Genomic DNA, 23363 nt, shown 5'->3' with positions numbered 1-23363 from the left:
GGCCTGCCGATGAAAAAATCAATAATCCTGATGGTGTTCCTTGTGATGATCCTCTGCCAGCCTGTTTACAGCCAGGAAATCCGGCAGGTGACATTTGTGAGCGATCCCTGGCCCCCTTTTACTATCGGAAAAGAAGGCGGACAGGTCCAGGGTGGGATCTCCATTGAACTCTGCAGGGCGATTTTTTCCCGGCTGGATTTGAAATTCACATCACAGCTTTTTCCGTGGAAACGGACCTTAATGTACCTGAAAACCGGTGAAGCAGACCTGACTTTTCCTCTTATCCGCAACAAGGAAAGAAGCCCCTATCTCGCGTTTACCGATGTCGTCATGAACGACAAAAGCAGGGTCTGGTTCCTGACCGAACGAAGTGGAGGTCCCATAGAGTGGGAAACTGTTGTGGATTTGAAACCCTACACAATAGGTATTGTCAGCGGCTACACCCATGATGAAATCTTTGTGCAGGCGATTAAAAAGAGAATTCTGAAGACCGAGCGCTGCCTCAGCTACGAAGAGGGAATTAGAAAGCTGCTCCATTCACGAATGGACATCCTGTTGGGCAATGAATCGGTAATTTACAGCCTCATCAAGTCCCATCCTGAGTGGAAGGGGAAAATAAAATTTACACCTAAGTTTTCCGGCCAGCACGCCTACCGAATCGGAATATCAAAAAAATCGCCGTTAGTGGCCTTGCTTCCGGATATCAATCGGGTGATCCTGGAGATGAAAAACGACGGTACCATTGACGAAATTTTAAACCGATATCAAGGCCTCAGCCCGAGATCCGATTTGAATTAAGTGAAGTTGTAGTAACATAAATTTGAGGCGTTGCTAAAACATTGAGACCTTCGAGTTGGCAATAGGACTTGAGGTGGTGGCCAGATGCACAAATTGATAGCTTTTGATTGATTCTATTGTCTATTTTTACTTTTCTTGACTGATTTAATCAGCTTTCCAAAAGCCTTATCCTTCATTCTTTTTTGGGAATAAGACATTTCGTAAAATGCTGATTCGTTTTTCATTTTTATATAATTCCTGTATCGTTGTTCAGCCAATTCACCTTCTTCTATGGCTGTCAATATTGCACAACCTTTTTCACTGGTATGAGAGCAATTACCAAATCTGCAGTGCTGGGCCAGCTCTACTATCTCCGAAAATGTTTCGTCAATACCAATATCAACAGACATATTGCCAAGTTCCCTCATTCCGGGAGTGTCTATTAATAATGCCCCATTCTCTAACTGTATTAGTTCTCGGCTTGTCGTGGTGTGTCTGCCTTTGCCCTCTTTTTTGCTCACAGTTTGCGTCTCATATTGCTCACTCCCTACAATACGGTTCAAAAGGGTCGTTTTCCCGACACCAGATGAACCGAGCAAGCAGTATGTATGGCCGCGCTGTAAAGACCTTTTAATCGTATTAATATTTTCGCCGCTCAAATTACTAAAAGCCAATACAGTAGTTTGAGGGGAGAGACGTAAAACATCATTCTTTATTTTCTCAACCTTATCTTGCGATACAAGATCGCATTTGCTCAGGAGTATTATCGGAGTAATTTTACTTTCGTTTACCATAACTAGATATCTCTCCAATCTTCTAAGATTCAGATTGCAATCTACAGATTGAATAATAAAGGCAACGTCAATGTTTGCCGCAATGAGCTGAAAATCTATCAATTTTCCGGCAGTTTTTCGCTTTAACAACGTTTTTCTAGGGATGATCCCATGAATTATCGCATGAGAGTCATTGTCATAAAAATCAGCATATATCCAGTCACCAGTTGTTGGCAGATCTGAAGAAGAGTTTGCCATATAGAACAGATTCCCAGATAATTCGGCAAATACATCCCCATGGCCTTTGGTGACAACATAGCTATCTTTATGCACTGAAATGACACGCGCAACCTCATGAGTTGCTGTCTTCTCAGTATCAACTTGAGTACGACACCATTCGCCATACCCTATACTTTCAAGCTTATCCATAATTCTGTTCTCTTGTTAGATCACACGATAATGTCAGTGACTTTTATAGCGCTCTTGATACCTGTACGTTTTCCATCTTTGTGACAGGGAGAGGATTGCTTCTTAATGAAGAAGACTGGCCATGTAGAATATTTTCAAGCTTAAAATACATTCTTTATATACGCACAAATTTCTTCCATCGCCTTAGTTGCCTCGGGAAAAAGAGGAGCACAGACTGGATAACAATGAAACATACCTTCCCCAATTTTTAGCGTGATATCGACGCCAGCATCTTTCGCCTTTCTGACAAAATTTATTGAATCATCGAGAAGTATCTCGTTTCCCCCGACATAGATAAGTACGGGTGGAAGATCGTGAAGATCTCCATAAAGAGGGGATATCCACGGCAATCCGGGGTCGCGATCTCCGCAATAATGCTTACTAAATGCGGTCCATGTTCCGTTTGGAGAAAGGCATTTTCTTGCATTTTTCTCATAAGACTTACCTGTGCATCGAAGATCTGTCCATGGAGAAAGTGCAACCACAGCCTGAGGCAGAGGAAGACTCTGGTCTCTAATGGCCAGCAATGCAGCCAAGCATAGACCTCCGCCTGCAGAGTCGCCGGCAAATACAATGTTGGAGGGTCGTAACCCTTGATCGAGCAACCATCGGTATGTTTTAAGTGTATCTTCCAGTGCGGCGGGATAGTGATGCTCGGGGGCAAGTCTATATTCAAACAGCAGAGCTCCAATGTTGGTCCCTTTAACAAATTTGGAAACATGAATCCGGTGATCAGAGCAGGAACCGGAAACGTAACCACCCCCATGGATAAACATTATCACCTTTTCTCTTTTTACTCCGCTGGGCACTATCCATTCAGCTTTGATTGTATCAAGCGTAACAGGTTCAATTTCTATGCCATTCGGTATTTTTCCAAATCGTTTGGCTCCCTGTTCACACTCCTCCCGAAATTGCAGGATGGATTCTGTTTTTGTCCAATCTATTTGGGTTGGCCTGAGCCGAAATTGAAAAATATGCCGATTTTTAAGGAGAAAAATCACAAGACGACTTCGCCAACTTAACATGGTTGATCCTCAAATTTGGTAATGTTTAGGAGGAAGGAACATTGCTCCCTGTCCGATTATGTCCATGAGGATAACCAAAGAAAGCTGCGTTGCATTGGAGAAATGCGACAGTGTAAGAAATTATGGTTTATGACGATGGATAATACGGGTGGATGGCGAGCCTTCAATTGGCATTGGATCGCACGCCTCGGGATCGCCTGGAAGTTTCCCGGTCAACTCTTTAAATTCCCTTATCATGTGGGACTGATCTGCATAGCCACAGAAGTAGGCTAATTCCCCCAGAGTGTTGTGGGTGCCTATATAAATATGTTCCATAACCTTACGGAGACGGACGTGGCGGATTATCTTTTTGGGGGACAATCCAACCTCGTTTTGAAAAAGACGTTCTAGAGTGCGTACGTGGATTCCGAGCTGATACGCCAGTTCAGATATTTTAAGCTGGCCACTTTGGCTGCGTATTAACTCAGCTGCCAAGAGGCACCGTTCGTTCTTTGAAGATGGAAGCGTGGTACGAATCAAATTTTCCATTATTCTTTGCCTATCTTCATGATTCTGCAATTCAGATAATTGAAGAGAAAGTGCTTCAACGCTTTTTCCTGCAATTGATTCTACATCAACTGTACTGTCCACCATGTCTGCCTCTTTAACGTCAACAATTCGTGGAGCATGACCAGGATGGAATCTAAACCCGAAATAATCCGATGTATGGTCGATTTCAATGGTAGCCTTCTCGGTTATCGGTCCGACCAGAACCATTCGATACTTCAAACGGCTAAATCGAAAAACGAGCTTAACATTGCTATCGGGATATACTTCGTAGAATGAGCATTTTTGTTGTCCGGTACTCTTCTCTGACCAACATAATTCGATACAATGCTTTAAATCTGAAGGTGGTTTACCTATATAGGATGTGGGCATTTTTGTCGGAAATATGATAAGTGGTTATGTAACTCTTTGAAAAAAACATCACGTTTTTCTCCTAATTTAGCTATCTAAACGTTATCGTAATTGCTTGTAAGGAATATTTTCCTTCTGAAAGAGGATTGCTGACATCGTTGCCAGTAGTTTTTCCGATATTGATAGCAGCATTTTTTCCTGACATTATCACCAAATCTCTGATTTGCATGTCTTTTTCGAAAAAGTGGATGGATCTTCGTTTCGACTGTATTAAGTAAATCAACCCCGGATTTTTAATCAGTTCTTATGACCATAAAATCACTTCAGTGGTTTCATCACAATACCATTAAAAACATTGAGATGTCCTGGAGTTACCTGCCTCTGGACGACCTTATTTTCATATCCATCTGCCTCCACAATTAAACGATACTCACCTTCCGGTAGATTATAAAATGCAAACAGAGTTTTTGTAGCCCAGTCTCGGCGGTCCAAAGCATTCTCTACAAATTTCAATTCATTTTCCTTTGTTGGAACGAGTGTACGGTCGACGCCATTCCCGGTTAACCTTATCGATCGGATAGTAATGTTCTCTTCAGGCAACATGTACGTACCTGCAGGATTTTCGTCTTTATAAAATTTTTGCCGTATAAAATCGACAATTGATCCATTGGGCTTCAACTCGAACGTAGTGGCAACTGTTCCATTTGACCTGATGGCAACCTTGAGACGCGCAGGTTCCGTTCGAAAGGACTCGGCCAGCAGGCTGATATTATAGATACCTGGAGGAAATGGACCAAAGACATGTGCACCTCTATCGCTTCCCATGTTGATGATAATACCGTCGGCTGGCTCACGACCTATGGGTGAAAGATAGAGTTGCAAGGAACCGACTTGCCCTTCTTGATTCGACGAAAGGTGTAAACTTACCATTAGCATCCCTCCTGGCTTTATAGAGCCGAGGGTCTTTGTTTTTTCACCTGGTGCTAGAATGGTGTTGACTATCGATGCAACGCGTCCACTGGTAAGAATATTGTTGTGGTCTTCATTGAAGCCGTAAATCATTTTGGCTTCTGCCTGCACGCGGGGATCCAGCTCACTCGCTAATGTGACGACACCGTCAGTGTTGGGACGTAAAGGATTATGATTTCCCTCGTGCCCAAAAAGTAAGTAGAATTCAAGGGTATCTGGTAAAGTTTTTCGATAAATGGATTGGACAAATTCACTCTGCTGCCCCAAATCTTTCCACGCTGGTATCACTCCAGGGGAGTATTTGACTCCCATCTCCGACAAGCTGTCTCCACCCCACGGTGTCGAAATGGAAATAAACTTTTTTATCTCCGGAAACTGCTGACCATAGTCAACGAGAAATGACCTGACAACCAGTCCCCCCATGCTATGCGCGACAATGTATAACTCTTTGAATTTGTATTTGGCTTTAAGATTATACATTTTCCAGAACAAAAGATCTGCCATGGATTTAAGAGATGCTCCGGAAGGGTAATAATAAAACCAAGGTTGATATCGATTTTGATCGATATTTGAAACTAAATACTCCCAACCGCGTGGTGAACCGGTTGCGCCGTGCACATAGAGAACAGGAATCTTTGTGGGATCAAAAGGTTGCAGAAAATAGATATTACCACCATTTTCCTTGAAAAATTCCAGCGGCTGCCAATAGCCCTTAGCCCCGTTTTCATAATCGAACAAAGGAGCGTTTAAATCGGCAATTGCCCCTGGAGATGTGCTATGTAAAGTATCAGATTTTTTTGTTGCGACCAAAGTTCCAGTTGGGAAATCGACATTGCCATCTTCTTGATTTTTTATTGAAATATCTAAGTTAATGAGCACACCACCAGATTGTTCAACTAGAAGACCTTGTGCACTGTACTGCCCAGATGGTTCTCCGTGCTGATATATCGAGTCGTGGTTAATATCAACAAAGGCAAAAATAAAATATTCGCCCTTGGGGACGATTAATTCATATGGCCCAGCCTCATGCAACTTAGTGTAGTGTTCAATATTGCGATGTGATCCGATTTTTGAATAGGTGACAACCAAGATAGGTGCGTCACCCGATGGAAATGATTCTGTAACTGTTCCGACAAGGATCGTCGAATTATTGATAGTTTTGACCTCTTCACGAAGATTGTAAATCGAACAGCCAGTTAGCCACAAGGTGACAAAGCATGCTATGCCGATGATACGAATTAGTACAAACGAATGTATTACACTTGATTTTGGTATCATAATTTTCTCATATCAACGTGACGAGCGAAAATTACAGCAACAAGGGCCTGACCTGAGTATAAACAGATGAGCTACTTTAAGGCTATTGATCGTAATTTTCCATTGTAAATACAGAGGAAGTTAATTGTTCTTATAGCGAAGTGGCTCCGAGAAATTAAACAATCTGCAAGGTGGAAAATCTGCCGCGAGTGAAGGCCAGGAATAAATGAGTAAAAAAGGTAAAAAGGTGTCGGTGGTCAGAGAGTTGAGCCGATGATTTCCGTACTTTCTTAAGAAATATCTACTCCCCCATCCAAAGATATGTCTCTTGCACAAGCCAGATTATCCCAGACGAAATGACGAAAAATGGAGCATTTTGGATTCTTGGTTATGCCTGCTGTCAGCATCCCTTTTTTGTCTGGCATTGGAAAAGTACTGGAAGGAGGCAGCGCCTGCTTTCACTTGAAAACATAGGGAAAAACAAGGTGTCATTCTTTTCAAGTGCTGGAAGACCTGCGAGATCTGAAACAAGGTAGCCCACCACATCGCAGGCTACGTTACTGCAGTATTTACAGCTTATCCTGGTAAGCTCCTGCGGAGTAGGTCAACTCATAACTGTGGGAGTAAATCTCGATAAGATTCCCGAAAGGGTCCTCACAGTAAACCATTCGATATGGTTTATCTCCTGGGTAGTACTCCCTTACCGGCATTCTCTGTTTGCCGCCATTTTCAACAATTTTGGCAGCCAGACCTTCAACATCCGGATCTTGTACACAGAAGTGAAACACGCCGGTTTTCCAATATTCAAAGTTGTTTTCTCGCTGTTCTGCGTTTTTGAATTCAAAAATTTCAACGCCGATCTTATCTCCGGTTGAAAGGTGCGCAATCTTAAAGCTGCCCCAGCCTTTACCGAAAACGTCATCACACATGATCCCGATTGCAGAGTCATCCGATGCTATCGCAGTCAGAGGCATGATTACGTACCAACCAAGTACTTTTGTGTAGAAATCTACTGCCCTGTCAAGGTCCGTCACAGATAATCCGATATGAGAAAAAGTTCTTGGATATGTCATTTAAATGCTCCTGTATATTTTATTGTTGTTCAGGTGTTATCCCGGGTACAGTGACACTATAGCTATAAGGAATAGAGTAACAAGAAGGCACAATTTTGTTCGACACGAACCAATTGGTTCGAATCGCCTTGCTCAGTAAGGTGTAGCTAAAATTATTTTTTAAGGGTGAAACGATATTATGATCGAATGGAATAAAAAGCAGTATCACTGCCCTGTTGAAGTTTCGATGAATCTGCTGAGTGGAAAATGGAAGTGTCTCATGCTTTGGCATTTGCATGATGGAACAAAACGCTACAATGAGCTGGAAAGAGTAGTGCCTGGAGTCAGCCAGAAAATGCTGACACAGCAACTAAAGGAATTGGAAAAGGACGGATTGATATCCCGTACTGTCTATCCGGAAGTACCACCGCGGGTCGAGTACAGCTTGACCGAACTTGGCCAAAGTGCATTTCCCATTCTGGAGATGATGCACACATGGGCTGTCGAACAGTTGGGGCTCAGTGAGCCTGAAGCATAGGTTCAAAGGGGAAACAGTAAAAGAAAGAAAGTCTTCTCACCTCAAGATACTTCCCGGGTATACGTAACAATCTGATCCTGCACAAAATACTTGCCTGAGAAAGAGCGTTCCTGCTCTTTTCAATCTTTACAATCCATCCCACGAATCCGTGGCTAAATGGAGCATTTAAAATTATTGATGTTTCCAGATACTCTTTTTTTGATAGTCTGGAAAGAGTGGTCCACGGGAGCAAACCGCTTTTGCTCGCAACTACCCAAAAGATGAGGGCAGACCTCGTGGAGCCGGACTGCAGGACCGGTAAGAGGTTTGGCATTTGCTACTTAACACCTGTGATCGGCCTCATCTGGGTATCGCACACCCCGCCCACTTTGACTGTTTTCGACACTTTTCCTCCCTGGCAGGTTTCCCCCTGATCAGCAATGCGACATCGCAGTTCCAGCGGTTTACCACTATTAATCCAGGAGGGTGTTTTTCGATATCGTCCGATTTCGTTAAACTTACAGCCACTCGGAATCCCATAGGGAGCACATCGGGACGGTGCTTTCAGGGTGACCCGCCTCCCATCCACGACGAATCCGGGATAGTTGTCGACAACAGTAACGATATCTTTGGCCGGGTCTTCCCGCACGAGGAAGCTATGAAAAAAATACCCGCCTTCCGTCTTTTGGTCCACCCGAATCCGGGTATCGGCTATCAGCGCGAAATTGTTGCCCCGGCGGGCCACCGCCCCTGACATGTACTCGACCCGATCGTGATTGGGAAAGCATTTCCCCATCGCCGGGGCATGATAATAATGTTTGAGATTTTTCAAGTCCAGCAGCGAATTATTCGGAAAAATCGCCATAAGGTCCTGATCGTCACCAAACAAGATGCGTTGGACATCATTCAGGTTCTGCGCGTACATGCTTTGCAGCTTGCGGTAGTTTCGGTCACCGGCCAAATCGTCGCGCAGGAAGCAGGAGGTCAATCCGGAAATCTGCGTCAGGTATTCATCCCAGATGTTGTACTGAGAGACGCTCGAGGAAACGCCCTGAAAATCTCCAGGGGCCTCGCATCCCTGACGCCTGACACACGACTCCAGGCCGCGGTTGCGAATCGAGAGGGCAATAATATTGCGTTCACAGGCGCCATAGGCGTTACAGCCACGTTCCAGATGCCCTTCGAAAATCGCGGTGCGCATGGTGTAATCAAGATGCTTGGCACGCTGCAGGGATTCAGGTGACCAGCGATTTTGCTTATCATGGATGAAGCGATCCCAGGCCACCTGTAAAGCGTCGCGACGCCCGGTCAGATGCCGATTGATGCCGTCGCAATAGGTCGAGTTGTGAAAGGTTCGAATGATCTGATCCAGCTCGCCACGTGGCGGCGTGGCACCAGTGCTGACTTTAGTCAGGGGAGGAGGATCGAAAAAAGGCGCTTTGGTCATCGCATACAGGTTTCGGACATCCAGAACATATTGGACACCACCTTCACAATGGTGATTTACGACGGTCATTGCCTGCCGCTGCTTAACGGTATTTCTATAACGTTCCACCGAAGCCGGCGTCGCCGTGCGGGAATCCATAATCACCTGAAAGCCCACATAAGGAACGCCCTGGTTATCGGTTAATGGGTGCCCGCCGTCCACAACGATACAGGGCACGACCGCCGAACCTTGAGCCAGCGTACCCACCGGCGATGATAGCCCCGTATCGCGAAAGTTTTTGACGCTGTAATAAGGAATTTCGAGCGCGCTGTTAAAACGGTAAAGGGTCATGACCGGTGTGGCGGGTATACCCGCCCAGGCATTTGACGAAATAAAGAGTGTAACCAGCAGCAACAATCTTTTCATAACATGCATCCCTATGAACATTGGGCAGAAACCTGGGCGCATTACATTTACCCCCAGACCAATACTGTTTTTCTGTACACACACCGATAAGGCATACCTCATACGTGAAGCTTCTTCAGCCATTCTTCACAACTACTGCATTGTTTGTTAAATCTCAATGGGATACTTTTTATAAAAATTCTTTCCAGACAATTTGAGATGTCGATCCTTGGCAAGGGTAACCATTGAAGGATAACGGCAAATCACGATTGTTCCTGAGTACACGCAGCAGTCCAGAAGAAGAGGAGCGATCTTGACTCCGACTGCTGTTCAGATCGAACAGAGCTATATGGACTTTTGAGAAACGGAAGATTCACAATAGACATCTAAATAATGAGTCAACATCGAGAATCAAGAGTTTCATCCAGGCAATGTAAACGTTTGAGATCACTTGCCCGCCATGCAACACTGGTTAAATCCGGCAGGATCCTTCGTGCCGATGAATAACTCAATAAATCGGATGGCGATATTGCATTTTGCTTTGTCTTCTTGAGTGGACAATGGTATCAGTCCAGATAACAGAGGCTTCCGACTTGGCTCTGATGCTTTGATACCTCTGGATTGTCCCTTGGTTGTTGAAAATACTCCTGCATCTTTCCGACAATTACTTCAATGGCACATCATGTTTGGCAGACGCTCTTACCCCACGGCCCTGAAGTATTGCAAGCCTCTACAACAAAATGCAATAACTATCAAAAAAATGAGGATATTTGATGTCGAGTACTCGCAGTTACTTTGGTGGGTTTTTATGAAAAAAAACATAGTGCTATTTTTAGTTTTAATTCTGTGCCTTTTGCCGGGGTATTGTTTTTCAGCAGACAAGTACGATGAAGCCGCTGAGGTACTGAAGCCCTACCTTCCAGCGATGAAAAGATACCTCTACGTTGTAGAAAATACGCAGAATTCTGTAGAGTTGGCCAGGGCTATGAATCAGCTTTGTGACAAAATGGAAGAACTTGCCCCAAAAATCAGGCGGCTCTCGAAGAAATATCCCGGCCTTGAGTATGAACAGAGGGTTCCAGCTCGACACATGCAGTTCAGAAATGAGCTGGAATTGCTTGTGCAGCGCTTTACCCAATCCTATGTCCGTATCATTCCGCATATTGGCAACCAACAGGTGAGAAAGGCTAATGGGCGGATGATTGGTATTCTGACAAGTGTCGGGGCAACATGGCAACCCTGACGCACTGTTTGGCTGTTTTTTTGTCGTAAAAATTGCCTTAGAGCCCAGTCAACCGTCAAAAAATCAAGGAACACTCATCCCTTTTGACGTTAGAATATAATTGCCCCAAGAAGCAATGCCTTCCGGTGCGTTGGACAACCGGTGCTACTTTCCTGAAATCATCTCTCATTGTTTGGACGAGAAATCGTTGCAAACCTTGTCACATGGTTATTTGACTAACTTTCATCCTGTTTTCCAGGTGGTGACTCTAGCTCATCATCAATATAGCGCTGGATATAGCGTTGACCGTTTATAGTTGAACTCGCAATCCAAACCACCAGAAAAACCGCGAGACTTAAGGTCACGGGCATCAATTTAGGTAGTACCCAAGTTACGAGCAGGAGCACGACTGTTCCAATGCCCAAGTATTTAAGTGCACGTTTTTTCGATTGCCTGACAATTTCCCACGCTTCGTCAGGAGTATCAATACCGCTATTACGCATTGTGTCACGCATTGACTCGTAACCGAGTTGATGTCGATTTTCTATACGACCAAAAGGGTCATTGAACTTCATAGGGGAATCTCTCTGAAGGAACTCTAGAAAAATACCATCTCAACTCAATACCATTGCATTTCAGGAATGATTGAAAAATAAAAATACTGGATTGAGAAGATTGGGCACGCGTCTTCGAACACCACTAAATGTAACAGATAGCAACCAAATGCGCTCGCTTCACAATAACAAAGGTTTGTACTGCAAGTGAACAGGTCTTTAATTGGGCATTAACTTGAAAATGAAATACGGTCAATACCTGTATGTTTGTCCTCGCCCGTTTCGCGGCCCAGTTTGGCAAACAATATCTCGCCGGTGAAACCGTTTTATTACACCCACTATCACCTTCAGGACACGATCATCTCATCCTTGGCGGTGAACAACCTACCTGTGATGAAAAGCAGAGTGTCCTTGCCCTATTCTTTTCGACAACTGCATGATTTCCAGAAGGCTGAAGGTTAAATAACCGAATATATGAAAAATATTACAGACCGGCATTAGCAACCCCGTAATATGGCTTAAATGGAATTAGAGATTATTATTACGTGATGCCTGATCAATATTTCTAGAAATCAAGGCACGAAAAAGTCAATAATTTGTTGATATACTCATTTTATTGTGAGGCTCACTATGAGTAATAATCTGAAAAATAAACGAGCGTTAGTGACCGGCGGTAGTCGCGGTATCGGCGCAGGCATTATTCGACGCCTTGCATTGGAAGGTGTCGATGTTGCGCTGACCTATGTGAGTAAACCCGACCAGGCCTTCGAAGTGGCAAAGGCCGCAAGGGAACAGGGAGTGCGTGCGATCACTATCCAGGCCGACAGTGCAGACCCTAAAGCGGTGGTCGCTGCGGTGGAGCAAATGGTTGCAGAGTTGGGAGGCATCGACATTCTAGTGAATAACGCAGGGATCATCGTCATAGCCCCCGTTGATGAGTTCCGACTCGAGGATTTCGACCGTACCGTAGCGGTGAACATTCGCGGGGTATTCGTTGCCACCCAGGCGGCGGTCAAACACATGCAGGCAGGCGGGCGAATAATCACCATTGGCAGTTGCAATGCCGACCGTATGCCATTCGCAGGTGGGGCGGTCTATGCGATGAGCAAAGCCGCAATGGTCGGACTGGTGAAAGGACTGGCGCGTGATCTCGGCCCACGTGGAATCACCATTAACAATATCCAACCGGGACCGATAGCAACCGATATGAACCCGGCAGATAGCGACGTTGCCGATACATTACGTAATCTTATGGCCCTTCCTCGATATGGCTCAGCAGATGAAATCGCCGCGATGGTTGCGTATTTGGCCAGCCCCGAGGCAAGCTACGTAACTGGAGCCAGTCTAACAATTGATGGAGGTTTTACTGCTTAATCAGGACTTGTCCATAGATGGCCGATCTCCCCCTTAACGAATAAGATAGGGTCCTGGTCCGCGTCGCTGTAAAACACATGGAGGTTTGGTGACAATAAGAACGCGGACAGAGATAATCTTTGGCAGTACGAGGCGTAGAATCGCATTCGCAGCTTGAGATGAGTCCTGAATCTTTTCAATTGGTTAGAAATATAGGAGCGATCTGAACTCCGACTGCTGTTCAGATCGAATATACCTATCTTGACTTTCAGGCTGCCATGTCAGCCTTGTTTCACTTGTCTTATAGCTGGAACATATCAGGAAATATCTTCGGTTGTGTTCATTACGTTTGCCTTGAGATCGCTCACAAGCACCTATTTATGACAATAATACAGACGGTTGGAGTCAGCCCGGTTTCAATCAGGAAGTCGTTTTTTTAGGGCTGCCTCAGAAAGCGATTGCTTCTCATCCGCCCACCTATCACCTCACCTCCCGTGGCGAGGTTTCTCTGGATGTCTCGCTCCCTTTTGTTCAGCCTGTAAAAGAGAAAGGTTTATTTACTGGGTGAAATCGGTGCAATTCACAAAATTCCGCAAAAGGATCAGGGCATTATGAAATCCCCAAAGGCATTAATCCAGATAGTACTGCCTGTCTGAAGTCATTCGCAGGCTTATGGTTACGCCGTATGAAATAAAGAGGCTACCTGTACGTCGATCAAGACGTACAGGTCTATACAAACCTCTACGCCACATTACGGCTGTCGAGTCCAAGTGCTTTACGCTTATCCTCAATGGTCTGGCGCAAAAAGATTGCCGCCTTTTCCGGATCAGGTTCGACAGCGAAGGTGGCGCCGACCACATCACCCAGACCTTCTGTAAGTAGTTTGACCACGTTCATCGAACCGGTAATTGGTGGCATCGGACCAAGGTGGGTGGTGACGCCAGAGGCGACGAAGTAGGTGCCGATGGTGACCGCCTTCTCCGAGTACCATTCCGGGGCCGAGCCGGCTACCGGCAGGTCGCTGATATCCACCCCAAGTGCATCCGCCAGTGCAGATACCAGCACGAGGATACGGACGTTGTCAACACAAGAGCCCATATGGAGCACCGGCGGGATGCCGAGAGCCTTGCAGATTTCCTGGAGTCCCGGCCCGGCCATCGCCGCGGCTTCTGGCAGTTTGAATCCAGCCTTGGCGGTAGCTACCGAGACGCAGCCGGTGTCGACGACGAGGATATCGTTTTCGATGAGTCGCCTGGTAAGGGTAACATGACCGTAATCATGTTTTATCTTCGGGTTATTGCAGCCGACGATGCCCACTGCACCACGAATTTTGCCGGCCTTGATAGCATCAATCAACGGCTCGGGGGTGCCACCCAGGGCGCCGAGGATGGTTTCCACGGAAAATCCACCCACAGCTGCCTGCGGTTCCACCGGGATAAACGGTGTGCCTTTGCGGTTGGTGAAGTTTTCCACGGCGGTGCGAACCACTTCAGCGGCTTTCTTCTCTGCGTTGCCGGGATGGAATTCAATATGCTCCATCTGTGGAAACTGGGCCTTGTCGCTGGTACTGATCATCTTGGTGTGGTAGCAGCTCGCCACCTTGCCGATTGACGGCATGATACACTGATAGTCAACGATCATCATATCCACCGCGCCGGTGGAAAGAATCAGTTCGGTCATCAGGTGGTTGCCGGCCATGGCAATGCCGCGTCGCATCAGCAATTCGTTGCCGGTACAGCAGACGCCGACCAGGTTTATACCTTTGGCTCCTTTTTTCGCGGCCAGATCAAGCAACTTTTTTGACTGGCAGGCCAGCGACACCATCTCGGAAACCACGGGGTTGTGCCCATGGACGACGATGTTCACCTGATCCGCCTTGAGTACTCCGGCATTGACGGTAGTGGGCCTTGGCGCTGGTACGCCGAAGAGGATGTCGGAGACCTCGGTGGCGATCATCGAGCCACCCCAGCCGTCCGACAGCGCATTGCGCATGCCCTGCAGTAACAGGGTGACCCAGTTATTATCCACACCCATATGGGTGCGATGCATCATCTCCGATGTTTCCCGGTCGATGCCACGCGGGGTAAGGTTAAATTTCTCCCAGACAGCGCGCCGCTTTTGTGGTGCCCTGTCAACCAGCTGAATGGCTTTGCGGCGCATGCCGTAGTCTTCCATCATCGCATCGGCGAGCTCGCCGGCGATCGTCAATACCTCTTTGCCGTCGGTGGTTATACCGTACTCGGCGGCAACACGCTTCAGTTTGGCTTCGTCGCGGATCTTGTAGCCAATGGCGCTTCCTTCAGCCACCCCGGCAAGTACTTCCACCAGGTCGCGGCCGTGGTCGGAATGGGAAGCGGCGCCGGCGGCGATCATCCGGCACAAGTTACGGGCGACGATGATATCTGCATCAGCTCCACAGACTCCGGTCTGGGGGCCTTCTCCGAACGGGTCAACCCGACAGGGTCCCATCACGCAGATGCGGCAGGACAAGCCCATATCGCAGAAACCACACTGGGGTTGTTGGGCTTCATGGCGTTCCCATACTGTTTCGATACCATCCTTACGGGCCTTGGCGTAAAGCGGGTCTCCATCTGTGGTGACCGACAGGCTGATTTTTGGATCAAACATAGCTTTATCTCCTTGTCATTGAAATGGTATCGGTTCAGCGCTCGCCGATTTCCAGCTCGGCTTGCTTGATGGTCTTGAGGAGCGCTACTCCGTCGGGTACGGCAGGTTGTCCCGGTCCACCTGACGACATGGCGCGGGAAACTTCACGGTTTTTCCGGCGCATTGCATCGTCAACTGTTTCCCAGGTCAGAGTACCGGTCTTGCACACCTCGACGCAGGCTGGGATAAGACCTCTGACTACTCGGCTGCTGCAGTTATCGCATTTTACGGCGATTTGCCGGTTGGGCGGCCCCAGCGGGTCTTCATGGAAGCGGATAACACCATATGGGCAGGCCATGGCGCAGGACGCACAGTTGATACAGCGGTCAGGATTGATCATCACTGTACCGGTATTGGCGACACGATTGATGGCACCGGCCAGACAGGCGGCCTGGCAGGGGGCCGGATCACAATGGCGACAGCGGTTTGGGAACCCTTCGTTGAAGCGACCGGCCCCAACGTGAATACGAGATTTGGGCAGCGGTTGTTCGAGGGTGGCACCAAACAAGGTGCCGCTCTGCGAATGGGCTGTGGCACAGGCCAGCATGCATTGCATGCAGCCGACGCACCGTTCGGGATGAACGACGACTTGGTTCATGGCTCCTCCTTTTCTCTGAAAATGATGTCTGGACATAACGGTGACCCTGATACGTCTCTATGTACCCAGGCTTTGGGTTGTGCACATAAACGACTATACGCAAGCAACCTTACGCGCAATTCCGATGGACTCTTCGCATAAGGGTCTACACCAACTGGCCGAAGTTAAACCCACGCCGCACCATTTTCGTCGCAGGTAAGCGCAGGGGAACTTGGTTTTCTATAAGGGCTCGAAGGATACCTCCCTGCTCAATTTCGTTGATGAATACTGCACCGATGAGGCGGTTCTCTTTGATAACCAGGCGACGATATATGTTGCTGGTCGGGCCGCCGGACTGGACGATTTCGTATCCGCTTGTGTCCCCTGGGTTGGCGTCCCCCAGGGTGAGGACATCCAGTTCAAAGACCCGCATGACATTACGACTGAGGCTGCCGGGGTAGGCAACCTGGCGCCCGGCCATGTTGTATCCGGCTACCCGGCCCTGGCTGGCGGCTTCCGGCCACAGGGCATTGACCCAGCGTCTGCCTCTGGCCAGATCGATAAGCTCGGCCACATCGCCTGCCGCGTATATATTCGCAGCACTGGTCTGCATAAATTCGTTCACCACGACCCCCAGATCCACCGCTATCTGACCACGGGGGATAAAGTCCCGGCACGGCAGGACACCTTTACCGATTATGACCAGGTCACAGGGCAGGCTGCGACCGTCATCCGTCTCTACTGCAGCAACCTTGCCCGAGCCGGTAAAGCCGGTGACACTGACTCCGACTTCCACGGTCAGCCCATAGCGACTCATTTCGTCCATGATCATCTGGCCGGCAACCGGATCAACCTGCATGGACAAGGGATAGCCAGAGGTTATCAGCATGGTGACCTGCAGGCCGCGTCTGAGCAGACCGTAGGCCGCTTTGAAGCCGACCAGTCCACCGCCCAGCACCACCGCTTTTGTGGCACCCGGCAGGGCTGCCACCTGGGCTGCGGAATGGGCCTCGGTTCGCATGTAAAAGATATTTTGCAGCTCCAGGCCGGTTGCGTTGACAGGCCTGGGATCGGCACCGGCGGCAATCAACAGTCGGTCATAGCCGACGGTGCTGCCATCGGCCAGCACTACCCGGTGACCCAGTATATCGATTGCTGTGGCTCTTTGGCCAAGGCACGGTTCGATGCTGAGGTCGTTGTAAAATCCCTTTGGACGGATCGGTAGTTTACTGTGTGGTTGGGAGCCTTCCAGGACAGAACTGATCATGGGGCGGCTGTATGGTGGAAAGGTCTCATCGCCGATCATGGTGATGGCGGCTTTCGCATCCAGCTCACGGATGGCCTCGGCCGCTGAAACTCCGGCTATGCCGTTGCCGATGATGACATGTTTCATATCGCAACTCCAGTGTACACCCTGAGCGGGCTGCAGACAACAGAGTGGATAAAGACTCCAGGGAAAGGGGCAAAGTTGTTTCCCTTTGGCTGGAGCAGTATTGCGGTGCCGATGGTGCCGGCACTGCCGGCCAAAAAGATGAGTAATATCAACGAAACGAATAATATCAAGAGGAACGACACAGCGCAAGGTCGAAATGACTGGGACGGTCAGTCAGGAGGTAACAGTACGGCGAAAGAAATTACATTGAAAACAGATCTAGCCTCTGCCCCAAACTGCTGCTAGCCAAAGGGGAGAACTTCTCACTCAGTCTTTCCTGATCTATAAGAGAAATATGGCCTACTGATCGCTGGCAATATTTAATATAGCTATGTTGACTTTTGGGATTAAGCCTGCATTGAGATGTAACTCGATTTTGCCTTTCACAAAAGAACAAAGGTAAAGAATTGGTTTAAACACTTTTTATGGAGCCACTTGATAACTCTGTAGCTCAGTAACTGCCTCAAACCCAAACGTTTGGTTCTTAAGTTCCTGTGTAGGCGCACCTTGCGGGGTTAGGGATTGCATTTTCGCCATTACTTCATTGAAGTCTTCCCCTTTTTGTAACTTATCAACGCCTTTTCTTAATCTTTTTTCCTCTTCCGGATCATACCCCATCATCGAGACTGGCATCGTCGAAGTTACCTTCAAGATTGTCTTTACAATGCCGACGTTCTCTGCACTGTAGACGACGACAACCGTATTATGGGATCCCGCCAAACCTTCCTGTTGGCCTGCACCGATTGCTGTTTGCTGGCGAAATTCAACGATGGTTGTTTCAAAAGTGCCCCCAGGCACCGAAATTTTTTCCTCCCCGAGCGCTGTAATCGTTAGTATTGTGGGAGTCAAAATCGTTTGACCATTCACAACAGATTTAGCAGTAAATTTTGCTTTAGGTGGAAGGACTCCACAGAACGGCTCTGGTGGATCAGAGAAGTACCTATCGGAATTGCTCTTAACTTCGTTCCTGACGATTGTCCGCCCTTTTACTTCATATCGTTTTTCCTCGTAGCTTGACGATACTGGTGGACTAGGCATCTTAGGATGCATTCGCTCTGGCTTTGTGGTCTTCTTCTCTCCAACCACTATCATGCCTTCGTCCTTGGACAAAACCATTACGTTCAGTGTTTCCGAGAAATAGGGACTTTTGGTCCTATAGCTCCATATGTTTCCTATCGTAAACGAAGGACACGGTAAATACAATTCATCTTGAGACTTTTCCACTGCCCCAGCGGTAACACTTGAAAGCGCAAAAACAATGCACACGGTAATAGACAGCTGAACCCTCCATAAGCTTTGCAACTCAAATACCGTCTTGCTTACAATTGAGTTTTCCACCAGGTACCTCTGCTTTATTGTGATCATTAAGTATTACCTCCAATTGCTCTCCCTGCTGACACAGGCGAAATACATCGCTTACCTGATTAGTTTTCGAACTTAATTGGTACCAGAATTCAGCCATAGAGTCCTTCTCAATTTTCCCAACAGAACGCGTTGCGTAATAGTCTTCAGGCTCGTTTGTTTGAAATACAGGGACTGACATGGTGTTGAGCTCGGCACTTGGGGGGGGAGTACGCTCCATTTCGTACACAAGAACAGGATCTCGCTTTCGGTCTCGATCTCGGTCGTCACGGTACACTAACTTTCCTCGGTTTCGGACCAAACCATCTCTGGCTCCTTTATTGAGAAGCATGACCCGTACGAGAATGTCCGAAGTATTCACCTTTATTGCTTCTTGTATCCTGTTAGCATCAGCAACCAGGGATTTAACACCGGCGATCTTGTCGTTGAGGGCACTTCCAACAGTTGCTCTTAAAGCATTTTCATCTGACGGCAACTGGTCGTCTAGGATATGAAATGCTAGGGTGCTCAGTTCTTTCAGGTCAAGGGTTTTAAGTTGTGCCTTTTGTCTCTCCAACTCACGTAAGAGTTGCTCAAGGTAGTCTTGAAATGCAGATGTGCCTGACACTATATGACCTATTATTTCAGGACTGAGGCGGGCACCCGGAGTAATGTGAACCAATAAGTTATCTCGCTCCCCCTCCACCATGCTGGCACTTACAAATTCAAGATATCTTTGCTGATTTAACATCCGGTTCATTAGCTCAACAATGTCTTTCGGAAGTGGCCTGCTTTGTTCAGAAAGGAAGGCGTATTCTATCGAGAGATCCGGCTCAGCGGCGGCACGCTCTCGCTGAAACGTAAATGGCACAACCATCGGCGCCGCAATAAGTGCTATCACCCACGGAATGGTATTGGATAGACCGCTCTTCCAAAAATCCCGGTCCAAAAATATAGCTCTAACACTTTTTTTTAGCGCTGCCCTTTGCTTCTTTAAGCGTACTAGAAGTCCCTGTTTTGTAAGATGTTGGGGGACGCAGCCTTTCTGCCCAGAAGTCTCGGCACTATTTCCAAAATGATTGACCGCGGAGTCTGGCTCAGCAGATCTGTCTGCACCTCGACTGTTCCTTTTTTTGAGTAGCAATGAGAAAAGCTGTAACAACTGCTCATCGCTTAACAAGGCGAGTGATCTTGCTGTCTTATGTACGGCGGCCTCCGCTTCCTTATCGTACTTCTTTGAAGAAGAATCAGACATATCTTATCCCCTTGCCAGCAACTAGACCTCAACAAAATATAATTATCAAGGATACATTAGCCTTGATAAAATATTGATTTACGAATTGCACATATTACATGAGTCAAGCAAAGCCCCTTGTTTAGAAAGAGAGTGTCATCAGAATAGGTGCCGGAATTCATAATTAAATCGTCGTCCTTTTTTTAAGTCATACTGCGTCGCCTATCCAAGTCCTTTAAACGAATAAAACTAAGAATGCTGATTAATTGAGGGTAAGCCGCCAAAGTTGTAAATTGTGTTATCAAATTTTGGAAATCCCAAAGTCAGCATATTCTAATCTAGAATAACAGATGAAGCAGAAACCAAATAGAAGAAAGTGCGCACTGAATATCTTTTGTTGCCATAGTTCAGAGTTATTGGAGAGATCTGAATCCCGATCGCTGTCAAAATCGAAAATAGCTATCATGACTTCGATTGTCGTTAAGATCGAATATAATTATATGTGATTACCACTAAAGTTCAGCTTAGAAGGTCCAGAGGAATATGAGGAGCCCTTTGCACGGGACGCGATAAACCCATCCCTGGGGGCTTGACCGCAGCCATCCAGGCTGCGGAACACACGTGCAAAGGCACCTCATATCCCCATGTAGCTGAAGATTGGTCGTAATCAAATAATTATATGAATTTATTAGAAACGAGATTTAAAGTCGGTCAATGGCGATTACGACTTCAGGGGCTGATCACTGAACATACTAATCACCGGATCATCCCAAGTGTTTTTGTTTATAAGCCTGTTTTTGACTGCGAAAAGTGGCTTATAAGTACTGAGGAAGCGTTTTTGTAAAAAATATATTTTATAAATCCATAACGTTGACTTCGTCCGACCCTATTTGTTTATTTATATGAATCCCATACTTTGATGCTTCTTTTCTAGTCTTTATTAAATGTTTAAGTATAATTTGTTTACCCAGCATCTTATATGCTTTAAATTGATCATCTTTGAAATCTTGCCTATACGTTGACTCTTGCGGGAAAATGCAATCTTCAGACAATACGTTATGGACATTAACACAGCCCCGCTCAGGATATTTTTTTTGAAATTCTGCTTTTCTTTTTTTGTAGTAGTCTTTTACATTATTCCCATATGTTCCGTTCAAACATAGACTCTCATCTAATGAGAGTTTTATGTATATCACTTTGATACTAAGTTTTAAAATTTTACCGTTTTCTAAATATGGAATGTTATCAATTGAACCTTCAAATACATTCTGTTCTACCATATTAGCGCGGAAGAACTTTGACGGCTGAGCTTTATAGAAATCGATTTGATCTACCTCTTTCACACGTCCTTTTATGTCTCTTGCCACACCAACCCATAGTAGTTTTGTTAAATCCTCTATATCTGGAATATTGAGTATAAGATTCATTTCTTTTTCTAATAGGACTTTTAGTTTAAAATAATCATTAAAAGTCAAAGATGGGTCATGACCTGCATCCACGATTATAATATTTTTACAAAGTCTTTTTACAAGCGAGTAGGCACCTAAATTGTCTGAAAATCCTCCGTCGGTGATGTGGATATCATGGAGCTGTAATAAAGTTGATTGTACTGTGTAAATATGATCTTGTTCGCCTGTATCTAATACTCTTGGCGCTGAAATGAAAAATGGGTATCTCACCCCTAATAACATTCCAGTTTCTTTGAATATATTGTAAGAAAAACTATCTGTTGCTGCTCCTGATGCGGCCGCGACATCGATCAAATTAATAGCTCTAGAGCGGTCTGTAAAACCGAACCCTTCAGAACCTATTCTAATTGGAGTGAATTCGAAAACACCATTAAATAGTTCTTTTGTTTCGGGATTAAAGGCAGGATGATCAACTTCAAAAACGGTTGAATTAATTATTGGAAAAGGCAGTTGGTTATCTTTTACAATCACCGCTAATTCGCTTAAATCTGGTGTTGCTTGTACAACATTTTCATTGAATGTCCTCATGAAAATTTCATCAATTGTAACCCCATAGTTTCGAGAAGAACCGTATGGTAACAATCCATCTAGACCAAAGCCTTTAAGGAGAACAGAATCAAAAAAAGTTAATACCTTAATACCAGGTCCTAATGAGACATTTTCCAGTATTTTTGATAACTCTCCAAACTTTGGTATCTTCTTCACTAGATTTTTTTGATATTCACCATCATCGCTTAACATGTCGTAGTTTGTTGGAGGTTTACCATTATTTGGTGAAGTGAGCCTATTGGCAATAAACCACAAATTCGTATAACTTCCGCCTGACACTGATGACATTACTTGAATGTCATTTAATGTTTTTACATTATCGTCATTTAACCCTTGAAGTACTCCCATATTAAAAGCAGCAGACCTCAAGCCACCTCCTGACATTGCTAGCCCCATTTTAGGAAGCCCCTCAGGCCAATGATCTTCTTCTGAAGATTCCTTGCCAGAATTCGGATAGTATTTAGATTCAATCTCTCTATAATACTTTGTTGCCAGGCAATTTTGGATAGCACATTTTCTTTCCCCACACTCGTCACTTCCAACTATATTTCGTTCAGTTCTTTGAATACAATCAAATGCATTTTTCTCTTCCTGATTCATTGCATTTTTAACAAATACTGATGAATTAATCGTTGGAGAGTGAAGTGTGGTTTCTCTTACATCTCGTAGACCTGCTAGGTGGGTTAAACTACATCCTGAAAATAATGAAAGAAAAAAAATTGATAGAATCAAATATGATTTTTTTATCACTTTTCAAACTCCATTAGTAGTTAACTGTATATTTATTTCTCACAAGAGCAAAGTTCAAAATTATAGGAGATACCTTGACTTTTGATAACTGCAAGGAATCGCGGCGCAGTCGCCAGGAACACGATGATCACCGGTTTATCCGGTGAATTATTTTGTTGGTAACAGATAAGACTGTGGTCTGTCCCCAATTTCTCAATTTCTTCCTTTATTTCCGGTCAAACAAATCATCGATTGCAGCATCTTCGCTTAAGGACGCCCCCCGACCTCCACTATTTTGTTCAGAATAAAAATCATGTGATGCCCTATCTCTGTTTGACTCGATTATTTGATTGGGATCACAACAATCAGATATTTGTTCAATTTCATTGTCATCAAACTCTATATTATACTCAGATAGCCTATTCAATGCATGCTCATGATAGACTTGGTAAATTTCCATTTCTTCATTATCTTCAAAGAATTCTGCGAGCAAGTCTGTTTGATCAATATCCTCGTTAATAGAATCTATCCAATATTCAATAATCTGATTACCCCTGAAACTCAGCTTGTGAAAAAAAAGTTCAGGGTAGTCACTATATGATACCCCAGGTGTGTCATACTCCTCTTACCTAAAACAAAAGGAGGAGATGACATGGCAAAGAATTCGGTT

Annotated in this window: 19 protein-coding genes; 5 read left to right on the top strand and 14 right to left on the bottom strand. The window is 45.8% G+C overall.

Annotation, left to right across the window (positions count from 1 at the left end; genetic code table 11):
• Positions 1–9: 9 nt before the first annotated feature.
• Positions 10–798, top strand: coding sequence for an ABC transporter substrate-binding protein (locus tag FCL47_RS13075; protein ID WP_136813965.1), 789 nt, complete (start codon positions 10–12; stop codon positions 796–798).
• 113 nt (positions 799–911) lie between these two features.
• On the opposite strand, the gene rsgA is transcribed toward FCL47_RS13075, so the two are convergent.
• The 5 genes from rsgA to FCL47_RS13050 all read right to left on the bottom strand — a co-directional run bounded on the left by rsgA (position 912) and on the right by FCL47_RS13050 (position 7239).
• Positions 912–1979, bottom strand: coding sequence for a ribosome small subunit-dependent GTPase A (gene rsgA, locus FCL47_RS13070; RefSeq protein WP_205747310.1), 1068 nt, complete (start codon positions 1977–1979; stop codon positions 912–914).
• Positions 1980–2119: 140 nt separating this feature from the next.
• Positions 2120–3043 (bottom strand): alpha/beta hydrolase, encoded by a 924-nt coding sequence (locus FCL47_RS13065; protein ID WP_136813963.1) that lies wholly within the window; start codon positions 3041–3043, stop codon positions 2120–2122.
• Between the two features lie 120 nt (positions 3044–3163).
• Positions 3164–3961: an AraC family transcriptional regulator gene (locus FCL47_RS13060; RefSeq protein WP_136813962.1), complete on the bottom strand. Its 798-nt coding sequence runs from the start codon at positions 3959–3961 to the stop codon at positions 3164–3166.
• Between the two features lie 297 nt (positions 3962–4258).
• Positions 4259–6187 (bottom strand): alpha/beta hydrolase, encoded by a 1929-nt coding sequence (locus tag FCL47_RS13055; RefSeq protein ID WP_136813961.1) that lies wholly within the window; start codon positions 6185–6187, stop codon positions 4259–4261.
• Between the two features lie 548 nt (positions 6188–6735).
• The gene (locus tag FCL47_RS13050; RefSeq protein WP_136813960.1) at positions 6736–7239 is read right to left on the bottom strand and encodes a lactoylglutathione lyase family protein; all 504 of its coding nucleotides are present in this window, start codon (positions 7237–7239) and stop codon (positions 6736–6738) included.
• A 178-nt stretch (positions 7240–7417) separates the two neighbouring features.
• Here FCL47_RS13050 and FCL47_RS13045 point away from each other — a divergent pair, with 178 nt between their 5' ends.
• Positions 7418–7756: a helix-turn-helix domain-containing protein gene (locus FCL47_RS13045; RefSeq protein ID WP_136813959.1), complete on the top strand. Its 339-nt coding sequence runs from the start codon at positions 7418–7420 to the stop codon at positions 7754–7756.
• A 316-nt stretch (positions 7757–8072) separates the two neighbouring features.
• Here FCL47_RS13045 and FCL47_RS13040 read toward each other — a convergent pair whose 3' ends face one another.
• Positions 8073–9587, bottom strand: coding sequence for a hypothetical protein (locus FCL47_RS13040; protein ID WP_136813958.1), 1515 nt, complete (start codon positions 9585–9587; stop codon positions 8073–8075).
• 787 nt (positions 9588–10374) lie between these two features.
• Between FCL47_RS13040 and FCL47_RS13035 the strand changes: the two genes are divergently transcribed.
• The gene (locus tag FCL47_RS13035; RefSeq protein WP_136813957.1) at positions 10375–10809 is read left to right on the top strand and encodes a hypothetical protein; all 435 of its coding nucleotides are present in this window, start codon (positions 10375–10377) and stop codon (positions 10807–10809) included.
• A gap of 215 nt (positions 10810–11024) precedes the next feature.
• On the opposite strand, the gene FCL47_RS13030 is transcribed toward FCL47_RS13035, so the two are convergent.
• The gene (locus FCL47_RS13030; RefSeq protein ID WP_136813956.1) at positions 11025–11363 is read right to left on the bottom strand and encodes a hypothetical protein; all 339 of its coding nucleotides are present in this window, start codon (positions 11361–11363) and stop codon (positions 11025–11027) included.
• A gap of 609 nt (positions 11364–11972) precedes the next feature.
• Here FCL47_RS13030 and FCL47_RS13025 point away from each other — a divergent pair.
• Positions 11973–12716: a 3-oxoacyl-ACP reductase family protein gene (locus FCL47_RS13025; protein WP_136813955.1), complete on the top strand. Its 744-nt coding sequence runs from the start codon at positions 11973–11975 to the stop codon at positions 12714–12716.
• 720 nt (positions 12717–13436) lie between these two features.
• Here the strand turns inward: FCL47_RS13025 and cooS are convergent.
• The 3 genes from cooS to FCL47_RS13010 all read right to left on the bottom strand — a co-directional run bounded on the left by cooS (position 13437) and on the right by FCL47_RS13010 (position 17332).
• The gene (gene cooS / locus FCL47_RS13020; RefSeq protein ID WP_136813954.1) at positions 13437–15323 is read right to left on the bottom strand and encodes an anaerobic carbon-monoxide dehydrogenase catalytic subunit; all 1887 of its coding nucleotides are present in this window, start codon (positions 15321–15323) and stop codon (positions 13437–13439) included.
• 34 nt (positions 15324–15357) lie between these two features.
• A complete protein-coding gene (locus tag FCL47_RS13015) occupies positions 15358–15960 on the bottom strand; it encodes a 4Fe-4S dicluster domain-containing protein (protein ID WP_136813953.1) in 603 nt (200 codons plus the stop codon).
• Between the two features lie 145 nt (positions 15961–16105).
• The gene (locus tag FCL47_RS13010; RefSeq protein ID WP_136813952.1) at positions 16106–17332 is read right to left on the bottom strand and encodes an NAD(P)/FAD-dependent oxidoreductase; all 1227 of its coding nucleotides are present in this window, start codon (positions 17330–17332) and stop codon (positions 16106–16108) included.
• On the opposite strand from FCL47_RS13010, the gene FCL47_RS13005 reads away from it, so the two are divergent.
• The gene (locus FCL47_RS13005; protein WP_136813951.1) at positions 17324–17617 is read left to right on the top strand and encodes a hypothetical protein; all 294 of its coding nucleotides are present in this window, start codon (positions 17324–17326) and stop codon (positions 17615–17617) included. The two genes, FCL47_RS13010 and FCL47_RS13005, sit on opposite strands and share 9 nt — an antisense overlap.
• 177 nt (positions 17618–17794) lie before the next feature.
• Here the strand turns inward: FCL47_RS13005 and FCL47_RS13000 are convergent, their stop codons facing one another.
• The 4 genes from FCL47_RS13000 to FCL47_RS12985 all read right to left on the bottom strand — a co-directional run bounded on the left by FCL47_RS13000 (position 17795) and on the right by FCL47_RS12985 (position 23186).
• Positions 17795–18736, bottom strand: a complete 942-nt coding sequence (locus tag FCL47_RS13000; RefSeq protein WP_136813950.1) for a hypothetical protein — start codon at positions 18734–18736, stop codon at positions 17795–17797.
• Complete coding sequence (locus FCL47_RS12995; protein ID WP_136813949.1) at positions 18675–19967, bottom strand: hypothetical protein; 1293 nt, start codon at positions 19965–19967, stop codon at positions 18675–18677. Before FCL47_RS12995 ends, FCL47_RS13000 begins: the two co-directional genes overlap by 62 nt.
• A gap of 833 nt (positions 19968–20800) precedes the next feature.
• Positions 20801–22714 (bottom strand): hypothetical protein, encoded by a 1914-nt coding sequence (locus FCL47_RS12990; RefSeq protein WP_136813948.1) that lies wholly within the window; start codon positions 22712–22714, stop codon positions 20801–20803.
• Between the two features lie 205 nt (positions 22715–22919).
• Entirely contained in the window at positions 22920–23186 is a 267-nt protein-coding gene (locus FCL47_RS12985; RefSeq protein ID WP_136813947.1) for a hypothetical protein, read from the bottom strand.
• Positions 23187–23363 lie beyond the last annotated feature (177 nt).

This window comes from Desulfopila sp. IMCC35006, from assembly GCF_005116645.1.
Classification (GTDB): domain Bacteria; phylum Desulfobacterota; class Desulfobulbia; order Desulfobulbales; family Desulfocapsaceae; genus Desulforhopalus_A.
The sequence above is the reverse complement of the archived record's forward strand: the minus strand, read 5'-3'. Positions and strand labels throughout refer to the sequence as shown.

Bases quoted from the DNA above. Each gene is read 5' to 3' on its own strand.
- FCL47_RS13075 (WP_136813965.1), top strand. From the start codon at position 10: ATGAAAAAATCAATAATCCTGATGGTGTTCCTTGTGATGATCCTCTGC.
- rsgA (WP_205747310.1), bottom strand. From the start codon at position 1,979: ATGGATAAGCTTGAAAGTATAGGGTATGGCGAATGGTGTCGTACTCAA.
- FCL47_RS13065 (WP_136813963.1), bottom strand. From the start codon at position 3,043: ATGTTAAGTTGGCGAAGTCGTCTTGTGATTTTTCTCCTTAAAAATCGG.
- FCL47_RS13060 (WP_136813962.1), bottom strand. From the start codon at position 3,961: ATGCCCACATCCTATATAGGTAAACCACCTTCAGATTTAAAGCATTGT.
- FCL47_RS13055 (WP_136813961.1), bottom strand. From the start codon at position 6,187: ATGATACCAAAATCAAGTGTAATACATTCGTTTGTACTAATTCGTATC.
- FCL47_RS13050 (WP_136813960.1), bottom strand. From the start codon at position 7,239: ATGACATATCCAAGAACTTTTTCTCATATCGGATTATCTGTGACGGAC.
- FCL47_RS13045 (WP_136813959.1), top strand. From the start codon at position 7,418: ATGATCGAATGGAATAAAAAGCAGTATCACTGCCCTGTTGAAGTTTCG.
- FCL47_RS13040 (WP_136813958.1), bottom strand. From the start codon at position 9,587: ATGAAAAGATTGTTGCTGCTGGTTACACTCTTTATTTCGTCAAATGCC.
- FCL47_RS13035 (WP_136813957.1), top strand. From the start codon at position 10,375: ATGAAAAAAAACATAGTGCTATTTTTAGTTTTAATTCTGTGCCTTTTG.
- FCL47_RS13030 (WP_136813956.1), bottom strand. From the start codon at position 11,363: ATGAAGTTCAATGACCCTTTTGGTCGTATAGAAAATCGACATCAACTC.
- FCL47_RS13025 (WP_136813955.1), top strand. From the start codon at position 11,973: ATGAGTAATAATCTGAAAAATAAACGAGCGTTAGTGACCGGCGGTAGT.
- cooS (WP_136813954.1), bottom strand. From the start codon at position 15,323: ATGTTTGATCCAAAAATCAGCCTGTCGGTCACCACAGATGGAGACCCG.
- FCL47_RS13015 (WP_136813953.1), bottom strand. From the start codon at position 15,960: ATGAACCAAGTCGTCGTTCATCCCGAACGGTGCGTCGGCTGCATGCAA.
- FCL47_RS13005 (WP_136813951.1), top strand. From the start codon at position 17,324: ATGTTTCATATCGCAACTCCAGTGTACACCCTGAGCGGGCTGCAGACA.
- FCL47_RS13010 (WP_136813952.1), bottom strand. From the start codon at position 17,332: ATGAAACATGTCATCATCGGCAACGGCATAGCCGGAGTTTCAGCGGCC.
- FCL47_RS13000 (WP_136813950.1), bottom strand. From the start codon at position 18,736: ATGATCACAATAAAGCAGAGGTACCTGGTGGAAAACTCAATTGTAAGC.
- FCL47_RS12995 (WP_136813949.1), bottom strand. From the start codon at position 19,967: ATGTCTGATTCTTCTTCAAAGAAGTACGATAAGGAAGCGGAGGCCGCC.